Raw genomic sequence first — 25,838 nt, 5'->3', positions numbered from 1 at the left:
GACGCGCAGTCTTGCACGACCGTCGAATGCGAACGGAGGGCTCATGGAACTCGTCGAGAGGCTCGAACGCTCGATCAGCGAAGCGCGGGGTGTACTCGCGCAGACCTCGCCGGATCAGTACGGGATGCCCACGCCCTGCTCGATGTGGGACGTGCGCCAACTGGTGAACCACACGATTGGCGCGATGGTGATGTTCGGCGACGCTCTGACCAAGGGTGAGGCCGACATGAGCAAGCTCATGGGCGACCTGATCGGTGACGACGCGCTCTCCTCCTTCGACGCCGCGGCCGCCGGCATGGTCGCTGCCTTCAGGTCACCGGGAGCGCTCGACGGGATGGTGAAGCTTCCCTTTGCAGAGCTCCCCGCCGGCTTCGGGATCCAACTCGTGGCCGACGACGTCCTCGTGCACGGATGGGATCTCGCCAAGGCCATCGGCGCCGACGTGAACTGGGACCAGGAGCTCGCATCCGAGACGCTCGACTTCGTCCAGTCGTCGTTCCCGCCGGAAATGCGAGGAGACCAGTTCGAGGCCGAGGTGCCCGTTCCCGCCAACGTCGACGCGATGACTCAGCTCGTAGGGGCGCTCGGCCGCCAACCCTGATACCACCGCATGCTGTTGCAGTCGCGCGGATTGTCGCACGCGCGACCATGGTGCGATGCCCGGAACCGTCGCAGAGGAGCGTGATGTTCCGACGCGCCTTCCGCGCGTCGGCTACATCCCGGCGCTCGACGGCTTGCGGGCGCTCGCGGTGGTGGCCGTGCTCTTTTACCACGGCGGCGTCAAGTGGATGCCGGGCGGGTTTCTCGGCGTCGACGTGTTCTTCGTCATCAGCGGCTACCTGATCACGAGCCTCCTCCTCGGCGACTTCCGCGAGTTTCGCCACATCCAGTTCGGGCGGTTCTACCTCCGGCGGGCACGCCGCCTCCTGCCCGCACTGTTCCTCATGCTCGCCGTGGTTGCCCTCTACGCGTTGCTCTTCCTTCCTGACACGGTCTCCGAGCTCCGCGGGCAGCAGATCGCGGCGATCTTCTACGTCGAGAACTGGTACCTGATCTTTCACAAGGTGTCCTACTTCGTGGCCGTGGGGCGTCCGTCGATGCTGCGGCACGTGTGGTCACTCGCGGTGGAAGAGCAGTTCTACCTGTTCTGGCCGCTGATCTTCGCGTTCTTGCTAGCACGATGGGGAAAGCAGCGCGAGAAGTTGCTCGCGGCCGTGCTCGCGTGCGCGCTCGCGTCGACCGTGCTCATGGCGGTGCTCTACAAGCCGTTCACCGATCCGTCTCGCGTGTACTTCGGTAGCGACACGCGCGCGTCGACGATGCTGATCGGCGCCGCGCTCGCGATCATCTGGACGCCGTGGCGCCTCACCCGTAAGACCGCGAAGGGCGCGCCGCTCGTGCTCGACGTGATGTCGATCGTCGGCATGGTGGGCGTTCTGTGGTTCTTCCTCAACGCCCGCGAGTACAACAACTGGATGTACCGCGGCGGTTTCCTTCTCGTCGCGTTGTTGAGTGCCTTGCTGCTCGCGGCCACCGTGCATCCGGCGGCGCGGCTCACGCCGAAGCTGTTCAGCGTGGCGCCGGTGGTCTGGGTCGGTGTGCGCTCATACGGCATCTATCTCTGGCATTGGCCGGTGTTCGTCCTCACGAGACCGCACTCCGACCTCCCGTTGACCGGCATCCCGTTGTTGGTGCTGCGGATCGCGATCGTGTTCGTCCTCGCGGCGCTCTCGTACCGATACGTGGAGGAGCCAGTGCGGCACGGCGCGATCGGGCGCCAGCTCCGGGAGTTCCGGCGCGCGGCGGGGGAGCGGCGGCGGCAACTCGGCACCGCGTTCGCGATCGTCGGAAGCGCCGTCGTGGCCGGGGTCCTCGTGATCGCGGCGGGCTTCGCCGGCGCCGAGCCCACCCCGCGTCCCGAGGGGCTCCCCGAGGTCTCGTCGATCGTGCTCAGGCCGACCACTACGACGCTCCCGGGCACGCCGAGTCCGACGACCACCACGGTTGCCGTGCCACCGCCGGTTCCCGAGCACGTCACCGCGGTGGGCGACTCCGTGATGCTGGGCGCCGCGACCGCGCTCCAGGGCACCATCGGACAAGACAAGGTGATCGTGGACGCCGAGGAGAGCCGGCAGTTCTCGGAGGGCGTCGACAAGCTTCGGGAGTACCGCGACACCGGCCAGCTCGGCGACGAGGTCGTTGTACAGCTCGGTACCAACGGCGCCGTCAACCCGGACGACATCGATCGCATGATGGGCGTGCTGAAGGACGTGAAGAGGGTGGTGATCGTCAATGCCAAGGTTCCTCGGCCGTGGGAGGGCCAGGTCAACGAGGCCCTCGCCAACGGCGTGAAGAAGTACAAGAACGCTGCGGTGTTGGTCGACTGGCACACCATCGGCGGCGATCATCCCGAGTTCTTCTGGGAGGACGGCATCCATCTGCGGCCCGAAGGGGCCGAGTATTACGCCCAGCTCATCGCCGGGTACCTGTAATCCGCCCGAATGGGTCTCCTGACGGGGGATCGGGGTGCTCCGTATGCCATTCTGGGGAGCCGAGATGCTTTTGTTGCGCGCGCTCCGAACCCTGATCCTCGGCATCGTCGTCGGTGGCGTCGCCGTCGGCGCCTGCTTGGCCGCGCTCATCCCGGGTGCCGCCGAGGTCGTCTCCGCGCATCACTACACGGTCAAGACGGTCACGAAGCTCCGTGAACTCTCGCAGAAGTCCACGGTGTACTGGTCTGACGGCTCGAAGATGGAAGATCTCGGCCTCCAAGACCGGGAGATCGTGCAGTTCAAGGACATCCCCGTCCGCGTGGTCAACGCGGTGATCGCCACCGAGGACCAGACCTTCTGGACCAACGACGGCATCGATCTCGGCGCCGTGTTCCGAGCGTTCGTCAGCAACGTCACGTCGGGCAAGATCGAGCAGGGCGGGTCGACGATCACCCAGCAACTCGTGAAGAACCGCATTCTGTCGCCCGCTCGCGACGTGAACCGCAAGGTCAAGGAGATCGAGGACGCGCTGCGCCTCAACGAGAAGTTCTCGAAGCCGAAGATCCTCGAGGAGTATCTCAACACCGTCTACTTCGGGCAGAACTCCTACGGCATCAAGAGCGCGGCCTCGCGCTTCTTCATCACCCAGGACAACCCCGACTCGTACCCGCGCGGCAAGCGTCTCGACGAGCTCACGATCGGAGAAGCCGCGCTCCTCGCGGGTGTCATTGCGAATCCTGAAGGCACCAACCCCTTCACGTACCCACAGCGCACGTGGCTGCGGCGCGCCGACGTGTTGCAGATCGAAGTCGACCAGGGCTACATCACCCAGGCCGAGGCCGACGCGGCCAAGAACGAACCGTTGCCGACATCGTTGCCCCCGGATCAGCTCCGGCCCAGCAACTACCTCGTCGCCGAAGTCCAGGACCGTCTGCTCAACGACACGCGGCTCGGGTTGACCCCGAAGGCGCGCCACGACGCTCTGCTGAAGGGTGGCCTCCAGATCTACACGACGTTCGACTGGAACCTGCAGAACCTGGCCACGGCCGCGACCCAGGACGCGCTGCCCCGGAGTCCGAGTGGGCCCGACTGGGTCTCGTCGCTCGTCGCGATCGAGCCTGCCACTGGCGCGGTCAAGGCGATGGTCGGAGGCCCCGACTTCGCCGACAGCGAGTACAACATCGCGACGCATCCGGTCGGCCGGCAGCCGGGATCCACCTGGAAGGTGATGACCCTCGCCACCGTGCTCGCCAACGGCTACTCACCCAATGACTCGGTGAACGGGAACGCGCCGTGCAGCGTGCCGAGCAAGTTCGGCACCGCGGCGACCATCAACGCCGAGGGTGGCGGTGGGGGTTACGAGTCCATCTGGGCGGCGACCGCTGGATCGGTCAACTGTGCGTTCGTTCGGCTGTCGACGAGCGTCGGCCAGGACAAGGTGATGGAAATGGCCCACAAGATGGGCATCACGCAGCAGCGGCTGTTCCCGCATCTCACGCTCTCGATCGGCGACATCGAGGCCACGCCGCTCGAGATGGCCACGGTGATCGCCACGATCGCCAACGGCGGCGTACACCAGGCGCCGTACTTCGTGCAGAACGTGGTGGGGTCGAACGGTCTTCCGCTTCCCGGCTTCCCCGAGATCGATCGCCCCGGCGACCGAGTGCTCGCCCAGGACGTCGCCGAGTGCGAGCAGATCCTCCTCCGCGGCGTGATCACGGGGGGAACGGGCACCGGATACACCGAGGTCCCGGGCCACGAGCCGTTCGGCAAGACCGGCACCACCGACAACCTGGGCGACGCCTGGTTCATCGGCGCGACTCCGCAGTTGGCAACCGCGGTGTGGTTCGGGAACCGCACCACCAACGCGCTGCGCGCCGGCTTCGGCGGACCCACGTCCGGGCCGATCTGGCGGCAGTTCATGCAGGACGCCCTCGCCGACCAACCCAACATCCCGCTCCCCGATCGGGGCAGCAACGCGGTGTGCAACCGCCCGGGCAAGGCGGTGAACGAAGACGGCGGGCGCGCCGCGCTCGTCATCGCGCCGGAACCGTCGGATACGCCGGTGATATCCGTCACCCCGCGCCAGCCGACGGTGACCCCCGGAGCACCCACGACCTCGCGGCCGGTATTGACCGTGCCGGGTCTCCCCGGCCACGGCAAGCCGTGACGAGCGCGGCCGCGCTCGAGTCGCTCCTGACGCTCCAGGAACGCGACGCCGCGCTCGACCGCCTCACGCACCGTCGCAACGCGCTGCCCGAGCGCGACACCGTCGCGCAGGGCGAAACGGCAGCCGGGGCACTCGCGGCACAGATTCGCACGGTCACCGCACAGCGCGACGAGCTCGCCCGAGAGGAGAAACGACTCGACGACGAAGCGAGCTCGCTTCGTGAGAAGGCCGGCGAAGTCGAGGCCAAGATGTACTCGGGGTCCGTGTCGTCGCCTCGTGAGCTCCAAGCGATGCATGCCGACGTCGAGCAGCTCCGCAGACACGAGCGAACGCTCGAGAGCCGCGAGCTCGAGTTGATGGAGTTGCTCGAGCCACTCGACGCCCAGCTCGAACGGCTCCGTACGCAACGCACGACCCTTGCCGCAGAACTGAACGTGGTGCGCGCGACGTTGGAGAGCGCCGAGTCGGCCATCGACCAGGAGATGGCGGGTGAGCAGAAGGCGCGCGACGCGCTCGCGGGCCAGCTCGAACCTTCGCTCATTTCCGAGTACGAGCGACGCCGGGCGCGCGCGCAAGGCGTGGGGGTGGCGCGACTCGTCGGGAACACCTGCCAGGGGTGTCACCTGTCGATCCCGGCGACCGAAGTCGACGGGATGCGGAGAGCACCCGAGGGAACGATCTCGTATTGCGACAACTGCGGCTGTATTCTCGTGCCGTGAGCGACGACGCGGTCCTGCGGGACGAGGTCGTCATCTACTGCGACGGCGGCTCCCGCGGCAATCCGGGGCCCGCGGCCATCGGCGCGCTCGTCCTCGACCCGTCGACGTCACCTCCGACACGCCTCGCGACGGTGAGCGAGCGCATCGGTTCCGCCACCAACAACGTCGCCGAGTACAGGGCGCTGATCGCCGGGCTCGAGGCCGCGCGCGAGTTCCCGTCGCGTGCGGTCCGGGTTCGCGCCGACTCGATGCTGGTGATCGAGCAGCTCGGGGGCAAGTGGCGCGTGAAGCAGGAGCACCTCCGTGCCTTGCATGCCCGCGCGCGTGATCTCCTCGACGAGTACGAAGAGGTCGATCTCGCGCACGTTCGCCGTGAGCAGAACGTCGACGCCGACGCGCTGGTCAACGCGGCGCTCGACGCGTAGCGGACACGTTCGTGTTGCTCTGGTACGTGGGACTCTCGGCGTTCCTCGTCGCCACGATCTTCAGGAGCTCGGGGATCGACTACCGCCTGGTCGCGCTCGGATCGATACTGCCGCTCATCGTCGACCTCCCCTTCGGATATCGCGCGTACGGCTACACGCTCCTGTTCGCGGTGGGGTTGCTCGCGCTCGTGATGATCGGCACGATCGGGCGACCGAGGCTCCTGCGGCGCCGCTTGCTGTGCCTGCCGATCGGTGTGTTCTGCGGGCTCGTGCTCTCGGGCGCGTTCGTGAACGACGACCTCTTCTGGTGGCCGTTCCTCGGGAGCTCGTTCCCGCACGACACACTGCTTCCCGCGACGTGGGTGGTGGTGCTCGAGGAGTTCGTGGGGCTCGCGGTGTGCTGGTTACTCGTGGGGCAGTACGACCTCTACCTGCCGGGTCCCCGTCGCGAACTGCTGCGCGCCGGTCGTCTGCGCGGCGCGGCGTAGCTACTGCGCGCGGACTGGGATCGTGGTGCGCGCGGTTTGCGCGGGACGCGCGTGGGCGCCGTGAGCGTCGACCACGAAGCGACCTTCGCCGGGTCCGTCCGCAACCGGCATACCGAGCGCATCGAGCAACGCGAGGTCGTCCTCGGGCGAACGTCCGATGGTGGTGAGGTAGTTGCCGACGATGAGTGCGTTCGCACCCGCGAGCAACCCCATCGCCTGCAGCTCGCCGAGCACGCGTTCGCGGCCGCCCGCGAGCCTGATCCACGCGCTCGGCATCACGAGACGGAACAGCGCGATCGCCTGGAGCGCTTCCCGCGGCGGGAGCAACGTGGTGTCGCCGAGCGGCGTGCCGGGACGTGGGTCGAGCAGGTTCACGGGCACTTCGCACGGCTCGAGCGCTGCGAGCTCGAACGCGAAGTCGACGCGCTGCTCGAGGGTCTCGCCCATGCCGAGGATGCCGCCGCAGCACAACTCCATGCCTGCATCGATCGCGAGTCGCGCGGTCGCGACCCGGTCGCCGTAGGTGTGCGTCGTGCAGATCCGCGGGAAGACCTCGCGGCAGGTCTCGAGGTTGTGGTTGTAGCGGCGCACGCCGGCAGCCGCGAGCCGTTTCGCCTGCGGCGCGGTGAGGAGACCGAGGGAGCAGGCCACCTCGAGGCCGGTCTCGCGATGCACCACCTCGACCGCGTCGATCACTTTGGCGAGCAGGCGTTCCTCGGGTCCACGCACTGCCACGACGATGCAGAACTGGGTGGCGCCCGCGTCGCGCGTCGCGTGCGCGGCCGCGAGGACCCGATCGAGGTCGAGGAAGGGGTACACGTCGACGTCGGTGTGGAAGCGCGCGGACTGCGAGCAGAACGCGCAGTCCTCGGGGCACGCGCCCGACTTCCCGTTGATCAGGCTCTCGAGCTCCACCTCGGGCCCGCAGTACGCGAGACGCACCCGATGCGCGAGGGCAACGAGCGCGGGAAGCTCGTCGAGTGGAACGGCGGCGATTGCGAGCACCTCGTCGCGGGTGAGCGGCCGGCGCTCGTCGAGCAGAGCCCGCTCGGCGTGGTCGAGAACCTGATGCACGCCCGGGAGGCTACCTGCAGCCGCAAAACCATCGTGGGGAGGTTCGGGGAAGCGCCCACCTGCTCGCCTCGACCGCTCCCCCCTGACGTGGTCGTGCCCGCAGCAGGTGGGCGTCCTCCCGTCGGGACAGCATGCACGGCGCGGACCGAAAAGCGCGCGCGCCCCCTCGTCACGCGCCGCGGCGTCAGCGACCGTCGTTGTACGTTGTCCGATGACGCAAGGACGCGGGTGCGTTCCCCGTAGGCTGCTTGCGGATCCGGATGGCCACGGTCGATCGTCCAACTCGTGCGGCGACGCGTATGAGCGTCGCCACCCTCGCCTCACGCGGCATCGGCTTCGTGCGCGTGTGGGTGATCGCGGCTGTCCTCGGTACCACGTTCCTCGGGAACGCGTACCAGTCGTCGAGCTCGGTTTCGAACGTGCTGTTCGAGTTGCTCGCCGCGGGCGCACTGTCGGCCGTGCTGGTTCCGAGCTTCGTGCACCTGCTCGAGGCGGGAGAGGACCACGAGGCAGAGAACCTCGCATCGGGTCTGCTCGGTCTCGCGCTTGCGGTGATGGGTGTGGTGTGCGTCGTCGGGGTGATCCTGGCGCCCCAGATCGCGCGGTTGCTCTCGAGCGGCGTGCACAACCCGGAAGTCGAGCAGCAGCAGATCGCGCTCTCGACGTTCCTGCTGCGCTTCTTCATACCGCAGGTGCTGCTCTACGTGCTCGGTACCGTCGCCACCGCGATCCTCTACGCCAAGCGACGCTTCGTGGTCACTGCGATGGCGCCGATCGCGAACACCGTTTTCGTCGTCGCCGCGTTGGTGCTGTTCCGCGTGGTCGCTGGCCCGGCTCCGGGTCTCGACCTCACGCTCGACGAGAAGTTGCTCCTCGCGATCGGCGGGCTCCTGGGCGTCGCAGGCTTCGTCGCGGTGCCGGTGGTCGCGCTCATGCGGTCGGGATTCAAGTTCCGGCCCAGGTTCATGCGTCCCGACGCCGGGTTGCGCCGCGCCTTGCACCTTTCGGCGTGGGCGGTGTTGCAGCATGCGGGAATCGGGATCTTGCTCGGCACCGCGATCGTGATGGGCAACCGGGTCGAAGGGGGAGTGGTCGCGTACCAGTTCGCGTTTGTGGCGTTCATGGCCGCGTACTCGATCCTCGCGCAGCCGGTGCACACCACGATCCTCCCCGACATGTCGCTCGACGCGAGCCGCGGTGGCACCTCCGAGCTTGCCGACCGCGTGCGCTGGGCGCTCGACCGAATCGCGATCCTCGTGCTGCCGGTATCTGCGGCGTACCTCGCACTCTCTCTCCCGGCGATGAACGTGATCGCACCCGCGTCGAGCAGCCCCGAGTTGCTCGCGGCAGCGCTGGCTTCCCTCGGCGTCGGGCTTTTCGTCTACAGCGGCTTCCTGTTGCTCGCGCGGGCGTTCTACGCGCTCGGCGACAGCCGGACCCCCGCGCTCGTCGCGCTCGGAGCCGCGCTCCTCGGTTCCGCGGTGGAGATCATCGGTGTGTACGCGGTCGACGGCGGGCCGGCGCGGGTGGCGATGCTCGGTGCAGGGCACAGCACGGCGTACCTCGTCGGCGCGGTGCTGCTGTTCGTGATGTTGCGGGCGCGACTCGGCCGACCGCTGTTCCCACACTCATTCTGGCGTGCGTTACTGATCTCGGCAGTGCTCGGCGCGGCCGCGTGGGGTGTGGAACGCGCGATTGCGCCACGTGAGCGTCTCGCCACGGCTGCTGTCCTCGCGATGATCGGAGTGCTCGGAGTGGGACTTTACGTGGGGATGCTGCGCATGCTGCCCAAGCGCCCGGTGCTGCGCGAGGCGGCGCTCGAGCCCACCGATCCCGACCTCGCCGTCGAGCTGTGAAGCCGAGCCGCCCCGCGGCTGTCGCGGCCCTCATGGCCGTGATCGCCGCGCTCGCTGGCGCCACCGGGATCGCGAACGCGGAAGCGGCGACAACGCCGTCGGTCGACCGTGTGCTGGTGATCTCGTTGCCTGCGGTGTCGTGGGCAGACATGCAGTCGGCTGATGCCCCGCACCTGAAGTCCCTGCTCGCGCGTTCGGCCGTCGCAGATCTCGTCACCCGAGCGGCCGGACGCCGGAACTCGGCCGCCAGCGGCTACGCGACGCTGGGAGCCGGTGGCCGGGCATCGGCGGTGAACCCGCTCGCCGGACAGGCGTTCGAGCCGAGCGAGCCGTATGGGCTCACTTCGGCGGGCGAGGTTTTCCGCCAGCGCACGGGACTCACCGTCGACTCCGGACTCGTCCACCTCGGGATCGACGAGCTCGACCGCGAGAACCAGGAGGGCGTCTATGACCCCACGCTCGGCGCCTTTGGCGACGCGCTGACACGCGCGCACGTGTCCCGCGCGGTGGTCGCCAATGCGGATGGCGCGCAGCCAGTGGTCGACGAAGGCGTCTCCGAGTACCAGCGCTCGGCGGTGAGCGCACTGATGGACCACGACGGCGTCGTTCCCGAAGGAAGCGTCGGCGACGAGCTCCTCGTCCGCGACCCGGCGGCGCCGTTCGGCCTGCGGTTCGACCCCGACGCGGTGTACGACGCGTTCCGGCGGGCGTGGAGCCCCCACAGTGTCGTCCTCGTGGAAGGCTCCGATCTGCTCCGCGCCGACCTCTACGGCGCGTTCACCACATCCGAGCAGCTCCGCACGCTCAAGACGCGTGCGTTGCGCGACACCGACACGCTCGTCGGCCGGATGCTCGTCGACATCGACTTCGCTCGCGACGCGGTGGTCGTGGTCGGACCCGCCGCGTCGCGCCGCGGTTCCGGTCTCACCGTTGCCGCGGTGCGCGCCCCCGAGGTGCCGACCGGTCTATTGCGCTCGGCCACGAGCCGCCGTACCGGCTTCGTGTACGTCGCCGACGTCGCCCCTACTGTGCTCGACCTGTTCGGGGTCGACGTGCCCGACGACATGGAAGGGCGTGTCATGCAAGTGCGCGCGCAGGGTACGTCGCCCCGCGAGCGCACCGACTTCCTGGTGAGCGCGAACGAGGACGGCGTGTTCCGCGACGCGCGGGTGAGCGGCGCGAACGACGCGCTGTTCGTGCTGGCAGGGATCCTCGCGCTTGCCACGGGGATGATGCTCCGTCGCGGGCGACGAGGTGCGCGCGCGGTCCAGTGGGGCGCGCTCGCGCTGTTGGGCTTGCTCGATGCAACCTACCTCGCAGGACCGCTCCACTTCGGAGAGCACGGCAACGTCGCGGCCTATTGGGCGTTCGTCATCGCCGTCGGCGCGTTGATCGGCGTGGGGTGCCTCGGGATCGGGCGCCGTCACCGAGCGGGACCACTCGCCGCCGGGCTTGCCTTGATCGTGGTTCTCCACGTGGCCGACCTCGTCACCGGCGCGCACCTCGAGCTCAACACCGTGTTCGGCTACTCGGCGACGATCGGTATCCGGGTGTCGGGCCAGGGCAACCTCACATTCGCGCAGCTCACCGCGGCGGTGATCCTCCTCGCGGGGTTGCTCGTCTGGCGACGGCCGGGTCGGCGTACCGTGTACCTCGCGATCGGGATGCTCGCCATCACGCTGCTGGTGATGGCGGCGGCGCCGTTCGGCGGAGACTTCGGCGCCGCGCTCGCGGGCGCACCGGGCTTCGCGCTCCTCGCGTGGCTGCTCCTCGGCCGGCGGGTACGGGTGCGGACCGCGCTGCTGCTCGGCGGGATCCTCGTCGCCAGTGGACTCCTGGTGGGCATCGTCGATCTCCTCCGTCCAAGCTCGCAGCAGACCCACGTGGGGCGCTTCTTCAACCGGGTGACGCGGGACGGCTTCAGCGGCTTCTTCCTCGTGATCCGCCGCAAGGCGATGGAGAATTTCGGGTCGTTCACCTCCACCCGACTGGTCTGGCTGATCCCGATCGGCGCCGCGCTGTTGCTATTCCTGTGGTGGACGCGCGCGGCACGCGTCGGCCAGTTGGTGCGTACCACGCCCGTCATCGCGCACACGCTCGTCGCGTTCGCTCTCACCGCGCTGCTCGGCTACGCGCTCAACGATTCGGGTATCGCGATCCCCGCGCTGATGGTGCTCGTGCTCGAGTGCGCAGCCGCGTTCGTGGTCGCCGCCCGTCTGGACGAGCCGTCAGATCCTCCGCGGGAACGTGAACCGAGCGGTGAAGCCGTCTACGCGCGGTCGGCCGATCGACGCTGACCGGAGAGCCAGGGGGGAATCGCGATGCCCGCGCGTCCGAGCTGGGCGGCAAGCCGCGCGTTCGGCTCGCGGTAACGCTCGGCGAGCTCGTCACGCACGGTGACGGGGATTTCGTCGGCGACCGGGGTGCCGTTCAGCTTGTAGTAGAACGCGCGCAACTTGCGCTTGAGATCGGGGTGGCGCCGGAACGCGCGCTCCAGCCGATCGTTGGTGTTCAACGCCAACCTCTGGAAGGCCTTGTTCTTGAACCCGGTGGTGCGGTTCTCGGAGCTGAGCGCGCCGTCGGGGAACTGCAGAGGGTCGAGCCCGATCCACGCGGCGAGCGGATCGATCACGGCGGCAGGATCGGAGACGAGCTCCTCGAACCACACGATCCGCAGTTGGTCGGTGCCGAATGTGTCGAGCCATGGCGGCAGGTAGCCGGCGTAGCAGCCGCCGCGAAACGCCATGTACTTCTCGTTCTCGGGATCGCGGAAGTCGGCGTCGGTGAGCGCATCGGCCGCGGCCAGGTAGTCGGTGATCGACAGATCGGCAGGGATCCGGAGGCGCACCTTCTGGTACGAGAAGAACGAAAGCGCGCGGCTCACCGGTTCGCGCAGCATGACGATGATGCGCGGGTTCGTGAGCAGCTCGCGCATCTTCGTGGCCACCGCCGCCCCACCGTAGAGGTAGTTCGGCGTGGCCTCGAGCCGCACCGGCCGATCGGCCACGTCGTGGAAGTAGTTCTCGTACACGGAGAACGGCTCGAGTGGCTGCCCGTACCGCGCAGGGAGGAAGTAGCGCGTCTCCTTGATCGCGGACGGAGCTACCTCCGGGTGCGTCGACAGCGAGACGAAGAGCGATGTGCTGCCCGCCTTGTTGACGCCGGCGATCACGGCATCGGTACGCGGGGCGGCCTCAGCCATGCGCAGCACGATAGGCGGTAGCCGTGCGCGCGACGCGCGGCTCGGTCAGGAGGGGACCGAGCTACGCGTCGCGTCCGAGCGATTGCCGAGCGTCACCTTCGCCTGAGCGGAATTGCCGTCGCGCGTGTAGGTGATCGTGACTTCGTCGCCGGGTTCGTGGTTGCGGATCGCGCGGATCAGGTCGGCATCGCTCTGGATGTTGGTGTCACCGACCTTCGTGATCACGTCGCCGGTCTTCAGGCCCGCGCTGGCGGCAGGGCTCGTCGACTGCACGCTCGTCACGCGCGCGCCACCGCTGTTGTCGGCGCTCTCGACCGACACACCGAGGAACGCGGTCTGCGCGGTGGTCTGCCCGTTCCCGTTGTTCCCGTTGCCGTTCGGCGGCGTGCCGCGGTTCGGCAGGTTGTTTCCGGGGACGTTCCCGAAGGGACCCTGGCGGTTCGGGACGGTCTGGCCGCTGTCGGCATTCCTCTCGTCGGAGTCGCCGTCGTCGCCGGTCCAGTAGCCGATCGCGAAGCCGACCCCACCGATGAGGAGGACGGCGAGCACGACCGCCACCCACGTCGGCAGCAGGATCCCTCCTCGACCTTCCGGCGGGGGTGCGGCCGCGGCTGCTGCCGGCGCCACCACGGACTCGGCCGTGACCGGCTCCGCGATCGCGGGCTCAGGCGTGGGTTCGCCGGCCGCCGCCGCCGGTTCCTCGGCCTGCGGTGCAGGTTCGGTGTCGCCCGCCGGCGTGTCGTCGCTCACAGTGGTGCCTCCCTGTCTGGGGTGAATCGCCCTCCATCGTGACCTCCTGCGCCTGAGATGGGCCTGAGGGGACAGTCAGCCTGCTGAAAGTCCCCTGTCCGCGGCGCCTGGTAGTGCGGCCGGCCCGCTCGAGCGCTCGGCGTCGTGCTCGGCGAGTTGGCGCTTCAGGTCGGCCGCCAGCGCCCCGCGGCCGTCGTTGAAGATCGCCAGTGCGAGGGTGAGCCGGAAGCGGATGTCTTCCGTGTGGTCGCGGTCGTACAGGAAACCGGAGACCTTCTGACGGTTCGACACCGAGATCGCCGTCCATGGGCGCACCGGATCGTGCTGCACGCCCAACAGCTTTGCGAAGCTCCACTCGCGGGCCTGCTTGGCGCCTTGGAAGATCACCCGCCGCGTCGTGATCGTGATCACACCCTGGTCGATCACCGTCGGTTGCTCGTCACCCGGAACGAACGTGCCGCGTGAGCCGCCGACGTGGTACCGCACGCCCTTCGCGATCTTGAACGAGAAGCCCTGGTAGCCGCCGGAGTAGTGACCGGGCGCGCGCCGCGGTTCGAGCAGCGCGCAACCTTGCAGCACGCCGAGCACGCGCTCGTCCTTCGTAAGCTGCACCGTGAGGTCGGGTGCTTCGGCTCGCGTGAAGCCGTTGAACTGGTCCGCGTCGCGGATCATGTCGACGAGCTGCGCGCGCTCCGATTGCCAGTTCGCGTCCGTGGCGCGCCGCGCTGCGGCGGTCTGTTGCGCCGCGCGCGTGGCAGCACGTTGGCGGCGCCGTTCCCAGAATCCCATCGCGACCCCTGGTCGACGGTCTGATCAGGCTATCCGCCTGTACGCCGGTCAGCGTCGCGACGATGGAGGTCCTTCTCGTAGCCGATCTCGTGCCGCTGCCATCCGGCGCGCTCGTGAAGGCGCTGCGACGCGACATTCTCGATGCCGGCGGAAGACCGGAGGATGTCGGCGCCGTGCTCGATCGCGTGCGTTTCGATCGCGCGGAACAGTGCGCGCCCAATGCCGCGACGCTGATATTCCGGAAGGATCGCCACGTCGCCGAACTCCGCGATCGTCGCGAACCCGGGAGCCTCCGTGATCCGTGCGTACGCGTATCCGACGGCGCGGCCGTCCTCCTCCCAGACTGTGGAGAACGCGCGCGGGTCGGCCAATACGTCGAGAATCGTGTCGAGGAATTGTCCCGGCTGCTCGGTGGCGAGCCACTTGGTGCGCCATTCGTCGAGGGTCAGGACACGAGAGATCGGGGTCTCGCTCTCGTAGCTGGCGAGCACATGTAACTCGAGGATGAGATCGCGATCGCATCGGAGGTCGAGCGCGCGCATCGGAGCCTGATGCGCCGTGACCGCAACGTGTTGGCCCGGCTGCCACTCGTCTTCCAGGATCGCGTAGGCGAGCGAGTCGCGCCACGCGCCGTGCGCGTACATGTGATCGCGCTGACGCCCCTCGAACCGCATACCGAGCTTCTGCATGACGCGGCCCGACCCGACGTTGTCGGGATGATGGACCGCGAAGATGCGGTGCAAGCCGAGCGGGCCGAAGCCGAAGTCGAGGAGCAGCCCGGCAGCCTCGGTGGTGATGCCGCGCCCCCAGAGGTCGCGCCGTACTCCGTAGCCCATGTCTCCGCCGCGATGCGACCGCGAGCTGATACCGAGGCGCACGCTTCCGATGAGCTCATCGGTCGCGTTCCACACGACGCCGAGGCTGTACTGCACGCGCGGTTGCTCCTGCGCCTCGACTTCGCGCGCCGCCAGAAATGCTCGTTCCTCCTCGACGGTCGCGACGTGCTCGACGGGGAGGTACCGGAACCAGTCGGCATCGCCGCCCCACTCGAACGCGGCCGGCGCGTCGTCGACGGTGAGCTCGCGCAATGTGATGCGCTCACCGGTGAGCGTCACGGGGTAGAGCGACGGGTACTCCAGAGGCGAACGACGCTACGCCGAGTGCTCGGCCGACGCTCGCGATTTGCGCCGCTCAGGCGGCAGTCTGGAAGCGGCGCCAGCGCGGCGGTGCGCCGGGCGCCGATGCGGTGCACACCAGTGCCGCGCCCGATGGTGCGAACCCGATCGATCCGGGAACCCGGCAGTAGGACCCCAAGCGTACGAGCGCCACCTGCGGCTCCGGCTCCGGTCCCGGCAGGGGACGCACGTCTGCGTCGGTCGCGCTGGCCGGCCGTGCGTCGCGCACGCTGCGATCGGCGCGGACCATCCACCACGTCCAGAGCCCGAACGGAACCAACGCGAGCGCGAAGGCCAAGGCAATCGTGAGACCCGCGGATCCTCCCATGCGCCAGCTATCGGCACGCCCGCCATGTCGCTTGAGGCGACGGTCGTGGAGGCGACGCTCAACCGGTGAGCGACCAGCCCGGCAACAGGCCGAGCTCGCTGCACAGCTCTTGTGCCTGGATGCACTGACCGTTGTACTGCGCGGCGTCGGGCGACTCCAGGAGCCAGCGGCACACCTTGCCGATGACGGCACCCGGCGCGCCCGTGGACGCGTCGAAGCCGAACGCGGCCATGTCCTGCGCGATCCGCTCGGTCGCGATGAAGCCGGGTTGCACGTTGTACGCGCGCACGCCGAGATCCTGCGTTTCCAGCGCGAGCACACCGGCAATGCGATGCAGTGCCCCCTTGCTGAACGCGTAGCCCAGCCCCCAGCCGCCCTGCCCGGCAGGTGCCGGGGGGTCTCCGTAGCCCGCGCCGGACGTGATGTTGATGACGGTGCCGGAACCGCGCTCCGCCATGCGCGGCACGATCGTCTTGATGAGCACGACGGGCGCGAGCGCATTCGCCTCGAGGTGATCGCGCAACACACGCACGGGAGTGTCGAGGATGAAGTCCATGTGACCGGGCCCGACGTATCGGCCGTTGTTCACGAGGACGTCGATGCCGCCCCACTCCGCGAGCACCGTGTCGGCCGCCGACACCAGCGACGGGTGATCGAGCAAGTCTGCGGGGAGGGTCATGCAGCGCTGTCCGGCCGATCGGACGAGATCCGCGGTGGAGTCGAGCGAACCGGGCAGCGCGCTCGTGTCCGAACGCTTGAGCGTCGAGCTGTGCTCACGGGCGTCGCCCTCGTGCACGGTGCGCGCCGTGATGGCGACGTCGTAGCCACCGGCGGCCAGTTCGATCGCGATGGCCTTGCCGATCCCGCGGCTCGCGCCAGTGACGAAAGCGATCTTGTCCTCCATTATCTGCTCCTAGGGCTGAGCTACGGGGCTGCTTCGATCGACGCGACACTCGAGACGTCGCCGGCGCGTTGCAGGCGATGGAGGGCTGCTTGCTCGCCCTTTACGTAGCAATCGAGAAACTCGATGGTCGTGCGCTCGACGACGATTTCCGCGGGCGACGAGCCCCCGTGGAACGCGCTGACATGGTCCTGGCCGAAGAGCTCGACGAAGAACTTCGGCGACCGGGCTCGCTCGTACACCGCCTGGCTGGCGCTGCTCGGGACCAACGCGTCGGCGTCGCCGTGCACGAGGAGGAGTGGCGTGTCGATGGTCCCGAACTGCGGCCCCTCGGTTGCTACGCCGGTCATGGCGATGACCGCCTTGATGTTCGGGACCTGCTCCGCCGGGTTGTAGCCCGCATCGAACACCGTGATCGCCCCGAAGGATTTCCCGGCGAGAGCGATACGATCGGGGTCGACGAGCCCGTACAGCTCCGAGTCTTTCGTGCGGGCGAGCTTCAGAACCTCGCTGCTCACGAAGCCGACGTCTCCGGCCTGGCTCGCGAGATCCGCGCCACTGGTACCGCCCGGGGCGTCTTGCCGGGAGAGCGGAAAGCTCGGTGCTGCCACCACATACCCGGCCTTCACCCAATGGTCGTAGAGCCCTGTGTAGTTCGTCGCCGTACCGCCGTAGCCAGTTGCGAAGAGGACGAGCGGCAACAGTCCGTTCAGCGCGCGTGCGCCCCGGGTGGGATATGACACGACGGTCTCCAAGGTCCGGTCGGGTGCACCCACGTACGAGCCGTTCGCCGGCGTATGCCGCGACGCGTCGATCAAGGTGAACGAGACCCGCGCCACCGACGACTCCACAGGGGGAGCGTAACGAAGCCGTCGGCTCGGCCGCGTTCGCGACGAAGAACAACGCTGTGCGGAGTACTTCAGAGGTCGGCGAGCGGCGCCGCGTCCATCACGGGCGTCTCGGCCTCCGACGGCTTGCGCCAGTCGGTCGTGCGCACGAGGAGGACGGCGACCCCGAGCAGGATCGCGGCCAGCGCGAGCCCGAGCGCCAGCCGGGTCGCGTCGTACGACGTGCCGGGACCCGACGCGAACGTGATCTCGACCGGCGGGACGGTCGCGACACCCGAGTCGGTGGTCACGATGATCGCGCAGGGTGTGTCCCGACCACACGCGACCCGCTCGGATCCCACGTCCTCTTCTCGGAGCACGAGCCGCGTCGTCGCGGCGCCGTTGTCGCCGATCCGCACACGCGCGACCGGGCCGGGAGTGCCGCATCGGCGCTTCCCGGTCGTCGCCGGCGCCGCGCACACCGTCACACGCGCGGCATCGCCTTGTGTGAACCCGGAGAGCGACACCTCCACGCGCTCGCCCGACGCGAGCGCGGTCGGGCGCGGCGTCATCGTCACCCGGCTACGGCCCACAGGGCGGCCGAACACGGTGCTCACCATGGCGGTCGTGGTGCCATCCGTGAGCCGGACGACGCACCCGATGGCGCCCGTTCCGCACGTCGGCGCGCCCGCACCGAGGTACCGATCTCCCACGAGATACTGAAAGCGCGCCGCCCCGGCGACGTCGAACTGAACGCGGAAGTGGTTGCCGCACCGGTCGACTCCCGTGCGAGTCGCCACGCACTGCTCCACCCGTCCGCTCACGGACGGCTCGAAGCCGAACGCGCTCACTCGCAGCACCACTCTGCCGTCGATCTCGTCGACCACCTCGGGAGCCGGGAACCCGTCGCCGGTCGGTGCAGTGACGACCACCTCACGGGTCCCGGTCTCGAGCTCGCGCAGTGTGGGCTCACGAGCCGCCAACGCCGACGTCGCCGCCGAACGGGTCTCCGCCGGTCGGTCGGCGCCCGTCTCGGCGGCTGCCGGAACCCGTTCTCGGCGGCCACCGGGTTCATCGGTCTCCCCGCCGCGGCCGACGACCAGCACGAACACGCCGACCACGAGGACGACGCCGACCGCGATCCCGACCAGCACCACCCCGGCCGCGACGCCGCTCTCCGACGGGTGCCTCGTTCGCCGCGTCGCGATGCTCCGCGCGCCGGTGAGAGCGACGACCATTCCCACGACGAGGAGCGCCGCGAGCGGCGCCAGGAGGAGCACGTGCGCGGTTCCTACGAGCTCGGGTCCGGCGGTCGCGGCGCGGTCGGCGTTGCCGACTCGTCGAGCTGCCGGTTGAGGGTGAGCAGCCGACCGATCACGGGGAGCGCGAGCAGGTTGAGCCCGTGCAATAGCCCGATGATCAACAGGATGCCCGCGACACGCGCGGTCTCGTGTTGCAGCTGCGCGGCCGTGACCGTCTCGCCCCACGAACCCTTCGGCTCGAAGCTCATGGTGAACAAGATGTACGACATGAAGATGAGGTAGTACGCGATGTCGGTGAGCACGATGAAGCTCTTGCCGGTTCGCGGGTTCGCACGGAACACGTCGGCGGCGTAGCTCTTGCCGAACCGTTTGATGAGCGGTCCGAGCCAGAGCGCGATCACGAGCAACACGACATCGGTGAGCACCTCGAGCACCCACCAGTCCATGACGACGGCTCCCTCCTGGTAGTCGGTTGTTGCGAAGAGCACAGCCGCGAGCGCGCCGAACACGCACGCGAGGACCCACCCGCCGCGTCGGCGCTGGCGCGCACGACGGCGGTCGTCCTCCACGCTGAGCTGCACCCGTGCGAAGAGATCGGGGCTCTCCTCGACGCCGGCGGCCTCGTCGAGCAGCGCACCCCGCAGTCGCTCCTCGAGCATGCTCACGACGGGGCTCCTCGCGAGACCGCGATGCGCGCCGCATCCTCGTCCTCGGCCGCGTCGGCGGCGGCGGCGGCGAGCTTCCGTTCGAGCGCGGCGAGCCCGCGCTGGAGGTGGGTCTTCACCGAGTTGCGCGAGCACCCGATCGTGTCGGCGATGTCGTCGATGCCGAGCTCGTCGTAGTAGCGGAGCACGAGGCACTGCCGCTGGCGGTGCGGAAGGTCGCGCAGTGCGTCGATCACCTGCTGCTGGTCCTCGCGCACCGTGATCTGATCCTCGATCGACGCGACCCGGTCGTCGAACGGCAGTTGATGACGCATCGACACGAGTCCGCGGCGGTTGGAGTCGCGCGCGAGGTTGAGCACGATCGAGCGGAGGTACGCGGGCGCCTTCGCCGGATCGGCGATCCGGTGGGTCGACCGTGCGAGACGGATGAATGCCTCCTGTACGAGATCCTCTGCGGCGTTGCGATCGTCGACGAAGAGGCGCGCGAGCCTGACCAACGACGCGCCTTCCTGGGCGAACAATGTCGTCACGAGGCGATCCGCGTCGACAACGTCGTCGGTGGCGACCTGCGCGGAGGTGCCGGTCGCGGGGAAGACCGCATCGGTCATGCCCAGCACGGCCGCGAGCGCGTCGGCGACCGCGATGCCGATCGGGTCGCTCACCTCGCCGACGATCGCGTGCGCAACCATGAGAGCGTGATCCTCCCAGACGATCGGCGACGGCGCTCGGAGGCTCAGGTACCCGCCACGTCACGCCGCTGGAAGAGCGCCGCCGAGAGCACGGCGAAGGACACGGTGTAGACGGCCAGCACTGCGCCCGCCGTTACCGGCGAGAAGCTCGTGGCATCGCGGCTGTCGAGACCCGCCCAGGTGAGCACGACGGTGGCGTTCTCGCCGACCAGCCATTGCGAGTACTCGGGCAGCAGGCCGCGCACCAGCCCTTCGCCGATGGCGAGCCAGCCCCACGCCACGACGATGGCGGCCGCGGTGTTGCGCCCCAGCGTCGCGATCGCGCACCCGAGCACCGCGGCCGTCGCGGTGAGCAAGGACACGCGGGCGAGCGCGCCCGCGAGCGACAGCGCCCATTCGCCGTCGGCACCGACGGTGGTGCCGTGAGCCAGCACCGACGGCAGGAACGCCAGGAGGAACACCACCTGCAACGCGAGCGCGATGACCGCGGCGAGCAGCCCCGCCGACCCCACCCGCGCGGCGTGGAGGCGGAGCCGGCGCGGCTCCCACGTGAGCACGGTGCTGATCGTCCCCGCCCGCCATTCGGCGCCCACGACCGAAGCGCCGCCGATCAATCCGCCCATCAAGAGGAGGAACGCGGAAACGGAGAGCACTCCATCCCCGGAGCCCGCAATCCACCAGTCGGTCATCACCGCCGGGTCGTGGCCATCCTTCGCCTGCAGCGCGACCACGTCGAGTCCCACGCTGGCGAAGAACTCGACGAAGCCGGCGATCACGATCGCGACGAGCGCGAGGACCACCAGCACCCGCACGAGTCGGCGGTGCAACGCCCGCCGCATCTCGACCATCAACAGGTTCATGCCTGTACCTCCTCGATGTCACGGTCGGGTTCCTCGGGCGCGGTCAGCTCGAGGAACCGCTCTTCCAGGCTGTGCTCCACCGCACGTAGCTCCGATACCCACAGCCGCTCGGCGGCGAGCACCTCGGTGACGCTCGCCGCGAGCTCGGGCAGCACCGCGACGTGCAGGTGGCCGTCGCGGCGCTCCACCGTCATCCCGGCGCGCGCGAGAGCGACCGCCCCCGCCGCGAGGTCGGCGACGCGAACGATCACGCCGCCGTCGCTTCGGTCGAGCACTTCGTCGACCGTGCCGGTCGCCACACACCGACCCCGATTGAGGATCGCGACGCGATCGCACGTGTGCTCCACCTCGGTGAGCAGGTGGCTCGACACGAATACGGTGCGCCCCTCGGCACCGAGGCCACGCAGCAGCTCGCGGGTCTCACGGATCCCGGCCGGATCGAGCCCGTTGGCGGGCTCGTCGAGGATCACGAGCGCGGGGTCCTTCAGAAGCACTGCCGCGAGGCCGAGCCGTTGCTTCATCCCGAGCGAGTAGCGCCGAACGAGGTCGCCTGCCCGATCGGCCAGCCCCACCCGCTCGAGCATGGCGTCGACGCGCGCCACGCCGATGTGGTCGATCGCGCCGAGCAGGCGCAGGTTCTCGCGCGCGCTCATCGTCGGGAAGAACGCAGGCGTCTCTACGATCGCGCCGATCCTCCCGATCACGCCGGGAAGGCCACTCGGGGCTTCGGCGCCGAACAGCGAGACCCGCCCCGCCGTGGGTCGCACCAGCCCGAGCAGGCAGCGGATCGTGGTGGTCTTGCCCGAGCCGTTCGGGCCCAGGAAGCCGAACACGCCGCCTTCGGGCACCGACAGGTCGAGCCCGTCGATGGCGACGGTCTGTCGCCTCCGTCTCGAGTACTCCTTGTGGAGCCCGTCGATCTCGATCACCGCGGCCATCGCCGACCTCCCTCACGTCCCTGGCTTGCCGTCCCTGCACAGACCGACGAGTGAGCGGGCGGCGCGGGTGACCGGCGTTTCGAGAAATTGCTCACAATCCGTGGCGAAGACAGACGTTGTGGCGCACAGCCTGCACCGCGGTCCCGAGCGCTGCCGCGAACCGGTGCGGGTCGACCCACCCGCCCCCACGGGCCAGGTCAGCCGTGTGCAACAGACCAAACGCCAACCAGAACGCGCAACGAGCCGCTCGCGCCGCATCGCCGAGCCGGATGCGCTCGTGATGGGCTCGCGTCCACGCTTCGACGCGGTCCTCGCCCCGACCGATCAGGTACGCCGCCAACCCGCAGTCGCCCCGAGTCCTCGAGGACACCGCGGATCACCACACCGTCAGCTCCAGGGCCGTCGTCTCGCGGCCCGACCGCGGCCCACGGTCGGTCCTGACCCACGTTTCCGCAGGTCAGGACCGGTGGGGCAGCGAGTCGGCCTGTACGCCGGAGACCGTGAAGGGCCCTGACCTGGGGCCGGAGCTGTAGGCGATCGGCGGCCTGACCTGCGGTTTCAGTGTTCGACGGTTGTCGTCGATTCGCAGCGTTTTCCGAAGGCCCGCGGCCCATCCGCGGCCCACGATTCGCGCCGCGGACTGCACGGCTCGAACTTCCGCTGACACCGCACGAGCCGCGTGACCGATTTGCGTCGCTCCCCGCGGCCCCACCGCGGCCCACGTGCCTGTGCTGTTCTCAGACCGGAACGCCCTCGGCCATTGACAGGACAACCCCGATGACGCGCATGTACTCGCCGCCGGCGATGAGGTCGATTGGCTTCGCGTACCCGAGGTCGCTATTCGGGCTGCGGATCCAGAGCCGCGCAGCGTCGCGTCGAAGATGCGTGCGAAGGAAATCGACGACGGCCGTCGTCTCGAGGAGTCGCTCTTCCGTGTCGCGAGCTGGACTGCGTTCGCCCGCACACCACCGTGCGACGGCGCGGCGGGAGGTGTGCGTGACGCGCGCGAGGTCCGCGGCATCGAGGACGCCATCGTCCAGGATGCGTTCGAGGATTGTTGCGATGAGTGCTTCCACGATCGTCAGCGGCTCGGGCGAAGAATCATCCGAGAGGGATCCGCACGGTTGGCTTCGATCCGCTCGCGCAGCGCCGCATTCGCCGTAAGGCTCTGCTCGCTCTCGGACGTTGCGGCCACGGGGGTGAGGATCAGCCTGCCGTCGGGCTCTTTCGTGACGAGGTACCGGCTATGAGGAGCCAGTCCCAGCCCGCTGAGGTTGACCTGCAGGCTGCCGTCGAGTTCGACGAACTCGGTCTCCACGGCTCCATTGTGTCGGAGGGCTCAGGACGCGCGCACTCGAAGCGGCCAGCGCTCTGTATCCCGCGCCGCGCCGGACGAAGGAGCGTCATCGCTTGATGGGAACTGCCTTGGGGGTTCGACGCCGTGGCGCAGCCGACAGCGCCGTCCTTCGGCTGTTCTCACGGGTCTCGGCAGTGAGCGCCGGCCGAACCGTCGTCGGAGCGGCGGCCAGCTCGAAGGTCTCACCAAGTGCGTTGACGACCTTGTTCACCGTCGACCAACGAGGATCGATGTTGTCTCGCTCGATGCGCGAGAGGTCGGCCTGGTCGATCCGCGCGCGCTTCGCGAGCTCGTCCTGCGTCCAGCCGAGGGCCTGGCGAAGCTCTCGGATGTGGGTGGCCAGATCGACGCTCATGCCCAGAGCATATGGGGAATAACCCATACTCGACCAGGAGACTCGGACCGCCGTGCGTCCACATGCCTGGCACGTCCGAGATGTCCGGGATGTACGAACGTGCGTTCGAGTTACACTGGTGTGATCCGATCTGGAGAGAAGGCCGCTTGTGAACCCGGTACCGAGGCTCTTCGACAACCGTGAGTTCGTCATCGTGTTTTGGGTCTCCGTTGGACTCGCCGCGGCCGTCTTGTGGCCAGGGACCCGTCGGGCGCTCGTCCGTGTCGTCGCAGCGGTGGCTACTCCGAAGATCTCGGTCCCACTCGTCCTCATGGTCGCGTACGTGGCAGCGGTCGTCTTCGGCCTCTACGCAGCGCTCCTATGGGACTGGTCCCTGTTCTCGGAGACGCTCTTCTGGTTCGTCGGCACGGCGCTCGTCCTCTTCGCGCGCTACGACCACGTCGTCGAGGATCCGCACTTCTTTCGCCACACGATGCTCGGCGCGCTTTCACTGACTGTGATCGTTGAGTTCCTGACGAACCTGTCCAGCTTCAGCTTGCCGGTGGAGTTCTTGCTCGTGCCTCTACTCGTGCTGCTGGGCGCGACGCTCGCTGTCTCGGCCACGCGTGAAGAGTTCGCACCCGCGCGCGGGTGTCTCACACGTGTGGTTGCCGTCGCGGGGTTGGGTTTGCTGCTCTACAGCTTGACGCGCGTTCTCGAGAACATCGGAGATGTCGCAACTACGGACATGCTTCGTGAACTGGTCACTCCCGCGCTGCTGACTCTTTGTTTGCTTCCATTCATCTACCTGCTCGGCGTCTACGGGAGTTACGACGGTCTTCTGAGCCGGTTGAAGTGGCTGGCGAGCGACGATCGAGTCGTGTGCAGGTATGCGCGCCGACGCGTCCTGCGATCCGCCGGACTCCGACTGCGTACGGTTGTGCGCTTCGTAAACGCGCCCTGGCTCGTGATGGCCGGTCGACCGCCAACTCGTGCCGATGTCGATCACGTCATCGAGCACGTGAAGTCGCGCACTACAAACGCGCTGGCGATGTCGAGGGCCAGTCGTGAACGCATCGAGCAATTGAAGCGCGAGCAACCACCCGGCTGGGAGTACATGCTCTTCGCCATGAGGCTCGAAGCGTCTCTGCCGGCAATCGGACACCATGAGGCGACAGCTCGTGAAGGGACACGGCGGTTCGAGAGGCCGTTCGACGGGCGCAGAGCGATGCAGCACGTCCAACGTGACAACCAGGAAGCCGTGCAGCTCGTCGAGGATCTCGATCGGATCTTCGAGGAGAGCGAAGTTCTGCTGGCCTTCGGCGCACCGGGGGAGCCAGGCGACGCCGAGCGCATCCTGGGCCTTGCCGAGCGGTTGATCCTGCTGCACGGTCGCATGCTGTGCTGGTCAAGTCGCGCGCGATCGTCGCGGACGTGCGATCAATACGCGGATCTCGTGCAACTGCACGCGTCGCTGCTCGACAAGCCCAATCAGCAGGTCGCGGACTACATCGACCGCTGGGTGGCGCTCGGTGACGAGCTTCCACAGTTGATCGAGGGCTCCTTGACGGGGGAAGACAAAGTCGCGCTCGACATGTCACTCGTGATCTCGGTCGACAATGATCTGCTGTCGCGATTGAACGCTGAAGCGGAACGTCTGCGCGGGAAGGCTGCGTAGAGGTCAGCTTTCTCGGTTCAGGGCCTGGCGGAGCAGCTTCTCTGCCTCGGGTGATTTCTTCCAGTTGCGCGTGCTGTGGCGCCAATAGGAGTAAAAATCTTCGGCAGTAGCGAACTCGCCGGCACCGTTCGTCAGCGCTTCGATGTTCTGCACCGAGCCGATGTATTCCCTGGTCGCCGACGCCCGGCTTCGTGAGCCAATCCGCCAGGTCTCCTGGGCGGTGACTTCGACGTCCGCGATGCGCTCCGGTAGCTCCGGTTCGAACGTGTAGATGACGACCACAGAGATCAGCTCTTCGTATTGCTCGAAGGGTCGCATGATCCCGCCGAACTTCAGCTGGGGCCACAAGAAGTAGGTGTTGCCGGTGTAGAGCGCGATGCGGTTGTTGAGCATTGTTGCGGGCCCGCCTGATTGTCGAACGCGTCGGCGAGCGCACTTGATGTCGACGGCGCGGAATCCTCCGCCGAACGCGCCACCAGCGAACTCGAGGTCTGGATACGACCGTTCGGTGCCGGCGACGATGCTCGCGTCTGCCAATGGCTCAGCCGCTTCGGTCAAATGTTGTCGAAGCTCGATCTCCATGACGTTCGCCAGGGCGGCGGGTTCGCTTGGGAGCGGTAGCAGATGACCGTGCGTGGTGAGCTGCACTCGGAGCTCCTCAGCGGATGACGCGGTGATCGGCCACTCATGTGGAGCGTCCTCGCGGAAGACTCCGATGATCGACGGCGTCCAACCTGCTGTTTGCTCCCGGAGCCAATCAAGCAGGGGCGAGTCCATTGAGTAGAGCTTGCCTCACGGCCAGCAGCTGAGGTGTGAATCGCCGTGTTGTCAAGTGGGTCGGGGCGCGCGGTATCGGGTC

General features: G+C 68.3%; 25 protein-coding genes and 1 pseudogene. 9 read left to right on the top strand and 17 right to left on the bottom strand.

The window, feature by feature from the left end; all coding sequences use genetic code 11:
• Positions 1-43: 43 nt before the first annotated feature.
• The 6 genes from WD271_04425 to WD271_04400 are packed head-to-tail and all read left to right on the top strand — an operon-like array spanning position 44 to position 6,294.
• Positions 44-601: a TIGR03086 family metal-binding protein gene (locus tag WD271_04425; protein MEX1007073.1), complete on the top strand. Its 558-nt coding sequence runs from the start codon at positions 44-46 to the stop codon at positions 599-601.
• Positions 602-656: 55 nt separating this feature from the next.
• On the top strand, positions 657-2,492 hold the full coding sequence (locus WD271_04420; GenBank protein ID MEX1007072.1) for an acyltransferase family protein: 1,836 nt from the start codon (positions 657-659) through the stop codon (positions 2,490-2,492).
• Positions 2,493-2,535: 43 nt separating this feature from the next.
• On the top strand, positions 2,536-4,662 hold the full coding sequence (locus WD271_04415; protein MEX1007071.1) for a transglycosylase domain-containing protein: 2,127 nt from the start codon (positions 2,536-2,538) through the stop codon (positions 4,660-4,662).
• A complete protein-coding gene (locus WD271_04410; GenBank protein ID MEX1007070.1) occupies positions 4,659-5,381 on the top strand; it encodes a C4-type zinc ribbon domain-containing protein in 723 nt (240 codons plus the stop codon). The genes WD271_04415 and WD271_04410 overlap by 4 nt, the downstream gene beginning before the upstream one ends.
• Entirely contained in the window at positions 5,378-5,806 is a 429-nt protein-coding gene (locus tag WD271_04405; GenBank protein ID MEX1007069.1) for a ribonuclease HI family protein, read from the top strand. The genes WD271_04410 and WD271_04405 overlap by 4 nt, the downstream gene beginning before the upstream one ends.
• 11 nt (positions 5,807-5,817) lie before the next feature.
• Positions 5,818-6,294: a hypothetical protein gene (locus tag WD271_04400; GenBank protein ID MEX1007068.1), complete on the top strand. Its 477-nt coding sequence runs from the start codon at positions 5,818-5,820 to the stop codon at positions 6,292-6,294.
• 102 nt (positions 6,295-6,396) lie between these two features.
• On the opposite strand, the pseudogene bioB reads toward WD271_04400, so the two are convergent.
• Positions 6,397-7,368, bottom strand: a pseudogene (bioB, locus tag WD271_04395) (biotin synthase BioB).
• Positions 7,369-7,667: 299 nt separating this feature from the next.
• On the opposite strand from bioB, the gene WD271_04390 reads away from it, so the two are divergent.
• Together WD271_04390 and WD271_04385 are read left to right on the top strand one after the other, a co-directional pair.
• Positions 7,668-9,224 carry a lipid II flippase MurJ gene (locus WD271_04390; protein MEX1007067.1) on the top strand — a complete coding sequence of 519 codons (1,557 nt, stop codon included), beginning with the start codon at positions 7,668-7,670 and terminating at the stop codon, positions 9,222-9,224.
• Positions 9,221-11,521: a hypothetical protein gene (locus tag WD271_04385; protein ID MEX1007066.1), complete on the top strand. Its 2,301-nt coding sequence runs from the start codon at positions 9,221-9,223 to the stop codon at positions 11,519-11,521. The genes WD271_04390 and WD271_04385 overlap by 4 nt, the downstream gene beginning before the upstream one ends.
• Here the strand turns inward: WD271_04385 and WD271_04380 are convergent.
• The 15 genes from WD271_04380 to WD271_04310 all read right to left on the bottom strand — a co-directional run bounded on the left by WD271_04380 (position 11,494) and on the right by WD271_04310 (position 23,322).
• Positions 11,494-12,426 (bottom strand): sulfotransferase domain-containing protein, encoded by a 933-nt coding sequence (locus tag WD271_04380; GenBank protein MEX1007065.1) that lies wholly within the window; start codon positions 12,424-12,426, stop codon positions 11,494-11,496. The two genes, WD271_04385 and WD271_04380, sit on opposite strands and share 28 nt — an antisense overlap.
• Positions 12,427-12,471: 45 nt before the next feature.
• Positions 12,472-13,176 carry a PDZ domain-containing protein gene (locus WD271_04375; protein MEX1007064.1) on the bottom strand — a complete coding sequence of 235 codons (705 nt, stop codon included), beginning with the start codon at positions 13,174-13,176 and terminating at the stop codon, positions 12,472-12,474.
• Positions 13,177-13,251: 75 nt separating this feature from the next.
• The gene (locus WD271_04370; GenBank protein MEX1007063.1) at positions 13,252-13,965 is read right to left on the bottom strand and encodes a hypothetical protein; all 714 of its coding nucleotides are present in this window, start codon (positions 13,963-13,965) and stop codon (positions 13,252-13,254) included.
• A gap of 29 nt (positions 13,966-13,994) precedes the next feature.
• Positions 13,995-15,080, bottom strand: coding sequence for a GNAT family N-acetyltransferase (locus tag WD271_04365; protein MEX1007062.1), 1,086 nt, complete (start codon positions 15,078-15,080; stop codon positions 13,995-13,997).
• 76 nt (positions 15,081-15,156) lie between these two features.
• Positions 15,157-15,468: a hypothetical protein gene (locus WD271_04360; protein ID MEX1007061.1), complete on the bottom strand. Its 312-nt coding sequence runs from the start codon at positions 15,466-15,468 to the stop codon at positions 15,157-15,159.
• 58 nt (positions 15,469-15,526) lie between these two features.
• Entirely contained in the window at positions 15,527-16,372 is an 846-nt protein-coding gene (locus tag WD271_04355; protein MEX1007060.1) for an SDR family oxidoreductase, read from the bottom strand.
• Between the two features lie 20 nt (positions 16,373-16,392).
• A complete protein-coding gene (locus WD271_04350; protein ID MEX1007059.1) occupies positions 16,393-17,220 on the bottom strand; it encodes a hypothetical protein in 828 nt (275 codons plus the stop codon).
• Positions 17,221-17,288: 68 nt separating this feature from the next.
• Positions 17,289-18,476, bottom strand: a complete 1,188-nt coding sequence (locus WD271_04345; GenBank protein ID MEX1007058.1) for a hypothetical protein — start codon at positions 18,474-18,476, stop codon at positions 17,289-17,291.
• Positions 18,477-18,487: 11 nt separating this feature from the next.
• On the bottom strand, positions 18,488-19,123 hold the full coding sequence (locus WD271_04340) for a hypothetical protein (protein ID MEX1007057.1): 636 nt from the start codon (positions 19,121-19,123) through the stop codon (positions 18,488-18,490).
• Positions 19,120-19,812, bottom strand: coding sequence for a SigE family RNA polymerase sigma factor (locus tag WD271_04335; GenBank protein MEX1007056.1), 693 nt, complete (start codon positions 19,810-19,812; stop codon positions 19,120-19,122). The genes WD271_04340 and WD271_04335 overlap by 4 nt, the downstream gene beginning before the upstream one ends.
• A 44-nt stretch (positions 19,813-19,856) precedes the next feature.
• Positions 19,857-20,672, bottom strand: coding sequence for a hypothetical protein (locus tag WD271_04330; protein MEX1007055.1), 816 nt, complete (start codon positions 20,670-20,672; stop codon positions 19,857-19,859).
• Positions 20,669-21,610 carry an ABC transporter ATP-binding protein gene (locus WD271_04325; GenBank protein MEX1007054.1) on the bottom strand — a complete coding sequence of 314 codons (942 nt, stop codon included), beginning with the start codon at positions 21,608-21,610 and terminating at the stop codon, positions 20,669-20,671. Before WD271_04325 ends, WD271_04330 begins: the two co-directional genes overlap by 4 nt.
• Before the next feature lie 737 nt (positions 21,611-22,347).
• The gene (locus WD271_04320) at positions 22,348-22,686 is read right to left on the bottom strand and encodes a hypothetical protein (GenBank protein ID MEX1007053.1); all 339 of its coding nucleotides are present in this window, start codon (positions 22,684-22,686) and stop codon (positions 22,348-22,350) included.
• A 5-nt stretch (positions 22,687-22,691) separates the two neighbouring features.
• Positions 22,692-22,928 (bottom strand): hypothetical protein, encoded by a 237-nt coding sequence (locus WD271_04315; protein MEX1007052.1) that lies wholly within the window; start codon positions 22,926-22,928, stop codon positions 22,692-22,694.
• Positions 22,929-23,013: 85 nt separating this feature from the next.
• Positions 23,014-23,322 carry a helix-turn-helix domain-containing protein gene (locus tag WD271_04310; protein MEX1007051.1) on the bottom strand — a complete coding sequence of 103 codons (309 nt, stop codon included), beginning with the start codon at positions 23,320-23,322 and terminating at the stop codon, positions 23,014-23,016.
• Positions 23,323-23,596: 274 nt separating this feature from the next.
• Between WD271_04310 and WD271_04305 the strand changes: the two genes are divergently transcribed.
• Positions 23,597-24,979: a hypothetical protein gene (locus WD271_04305; protein MEX1007050.1), complete on the top strand. Its 1,383-nt coding sequence runs from the start codon at positions 23,597-23,599 to the stop codon at positions 24,977-24,979.
• 3 nt (positions 24,980-24,982) lie between these two features.
• On the opposite strand, the gene WD271_04300 is transcribed toward WD271_04305, so the two are convergent.
• Positions 24,983-25,627, bottom strand: a complete 645-nt coding sequence (locus WD271_04300; protein MEX1007049.1) for a type II restriction endonuclease — start codon at positions 25,625-25,627, stop codon at positions 24,983-24,985.
• Between the last annotated feature and the right edge of the window lie 211 nt (positions 25,628-25,838).

This window comes from Acidimicrobiia bacterium (genome assembly GCA_040880805.1).
Taxonomy (GTDB): Bacteria; Actinomycetota; Acidimicrobiia; order IMCC26256; family DASPTH01; genus DASPTH01.
Note: the sequence above shows the minus strand (reverse complement) of the source record. Positions and strands in the feature narration are given on the sequence as shown.

What these genes read in the sequence shown, in the direction of transcription:
- WD271_04425 (MEX1007073.1), top strand. Translation starts at nt 44, where the DNA reads ATGGAACTCGTCGAGAGGCTCGAACGCTCGATCAGCGAAGCGCGGGGT.
- WD271_04420 (MEX1007072.1), top strand. Translation starts at nt 657, where the DNA reads ATGCCCGGAACCGTCGCAGAGGAGCGTGATGTTCCGACGCGCCTTCCG.
- WD271_04415 (MEX1007071.1), top strand. Translation starts at nt 2,536, where the DNA reads ATGCCATTCTGGGGAGCCGAGATGCTTTTGTTGCGCGCGCTCCGAACC.
- WD271_04390 (MEX1007067.1), top strand. Translation starts at nt 7,668, where the DNA reads ATGAGCGTCGCCACCCTCGCCTCACGCGGCATCGGCTTCGTGCGCGTG.
- WD271_04380 (MEX1007065.1), bottom strand. Translation starts at nt 12,426, where the DNA reads ATGGCTGAGGCCGCCCCGCGTACCGATGCCGTGATCGCCGGCGTCAAC.
- WD271_04370 (MEX1007063.1), bottom strand. Translation starts at nt 13,965, where the DNA reads ATGGGATTCTGGGAACGGCGCCGCCAACGTGCTGCCACGCGCGCGGCG.
- WD271_04360 (MEX1007061.1), bottom strand. Translation starts at nt 15,468, where the DNA reads ATGGGAGGATCCGCGGGTCTCACGATTGCCTTGGCCTTCGCGCTCGCG.
- WD271_04355 (MEX1007060.1), bottom strand. Translation starts at nt 16,372, where the DNA reads ATGGAGGACAAGATCGCTTTCGTCACTGGCGCGAGCCGCGGGATCGGC.
- WD271_04335 (MEX1007056.1), bottom strand. Translation starts at nt 19,812, where the DNA reads ATGGTTGCGCACGCGATCGTCGGCGAGGTGAGCGACCCGATCGGCATC.
- WD271_04330 (MEX1007055.1), bottom strand. Translation starts at nt 20,672, where the DNA reads ATGAACCTGTTGATGGTCGAGATGCGGCGGGCGTTGCACCGCCGACTC.
- WD271_04325 (MEX1007054.1), bottom strand. Translation starts at nt 21,610, where the DNA reads ATGGCCGCGGTGATCGAGATCGACGGGCTCCACAAGGAGTACTCGAGA.
- WD271_04310 (MEX1007051.1), bottom strand. Translation starts at nt 23,322, where the DNA reads ATGAGCGTCGATCTGGCCACCCACATCCGAGAGCTTCGCCAGGCCCTC.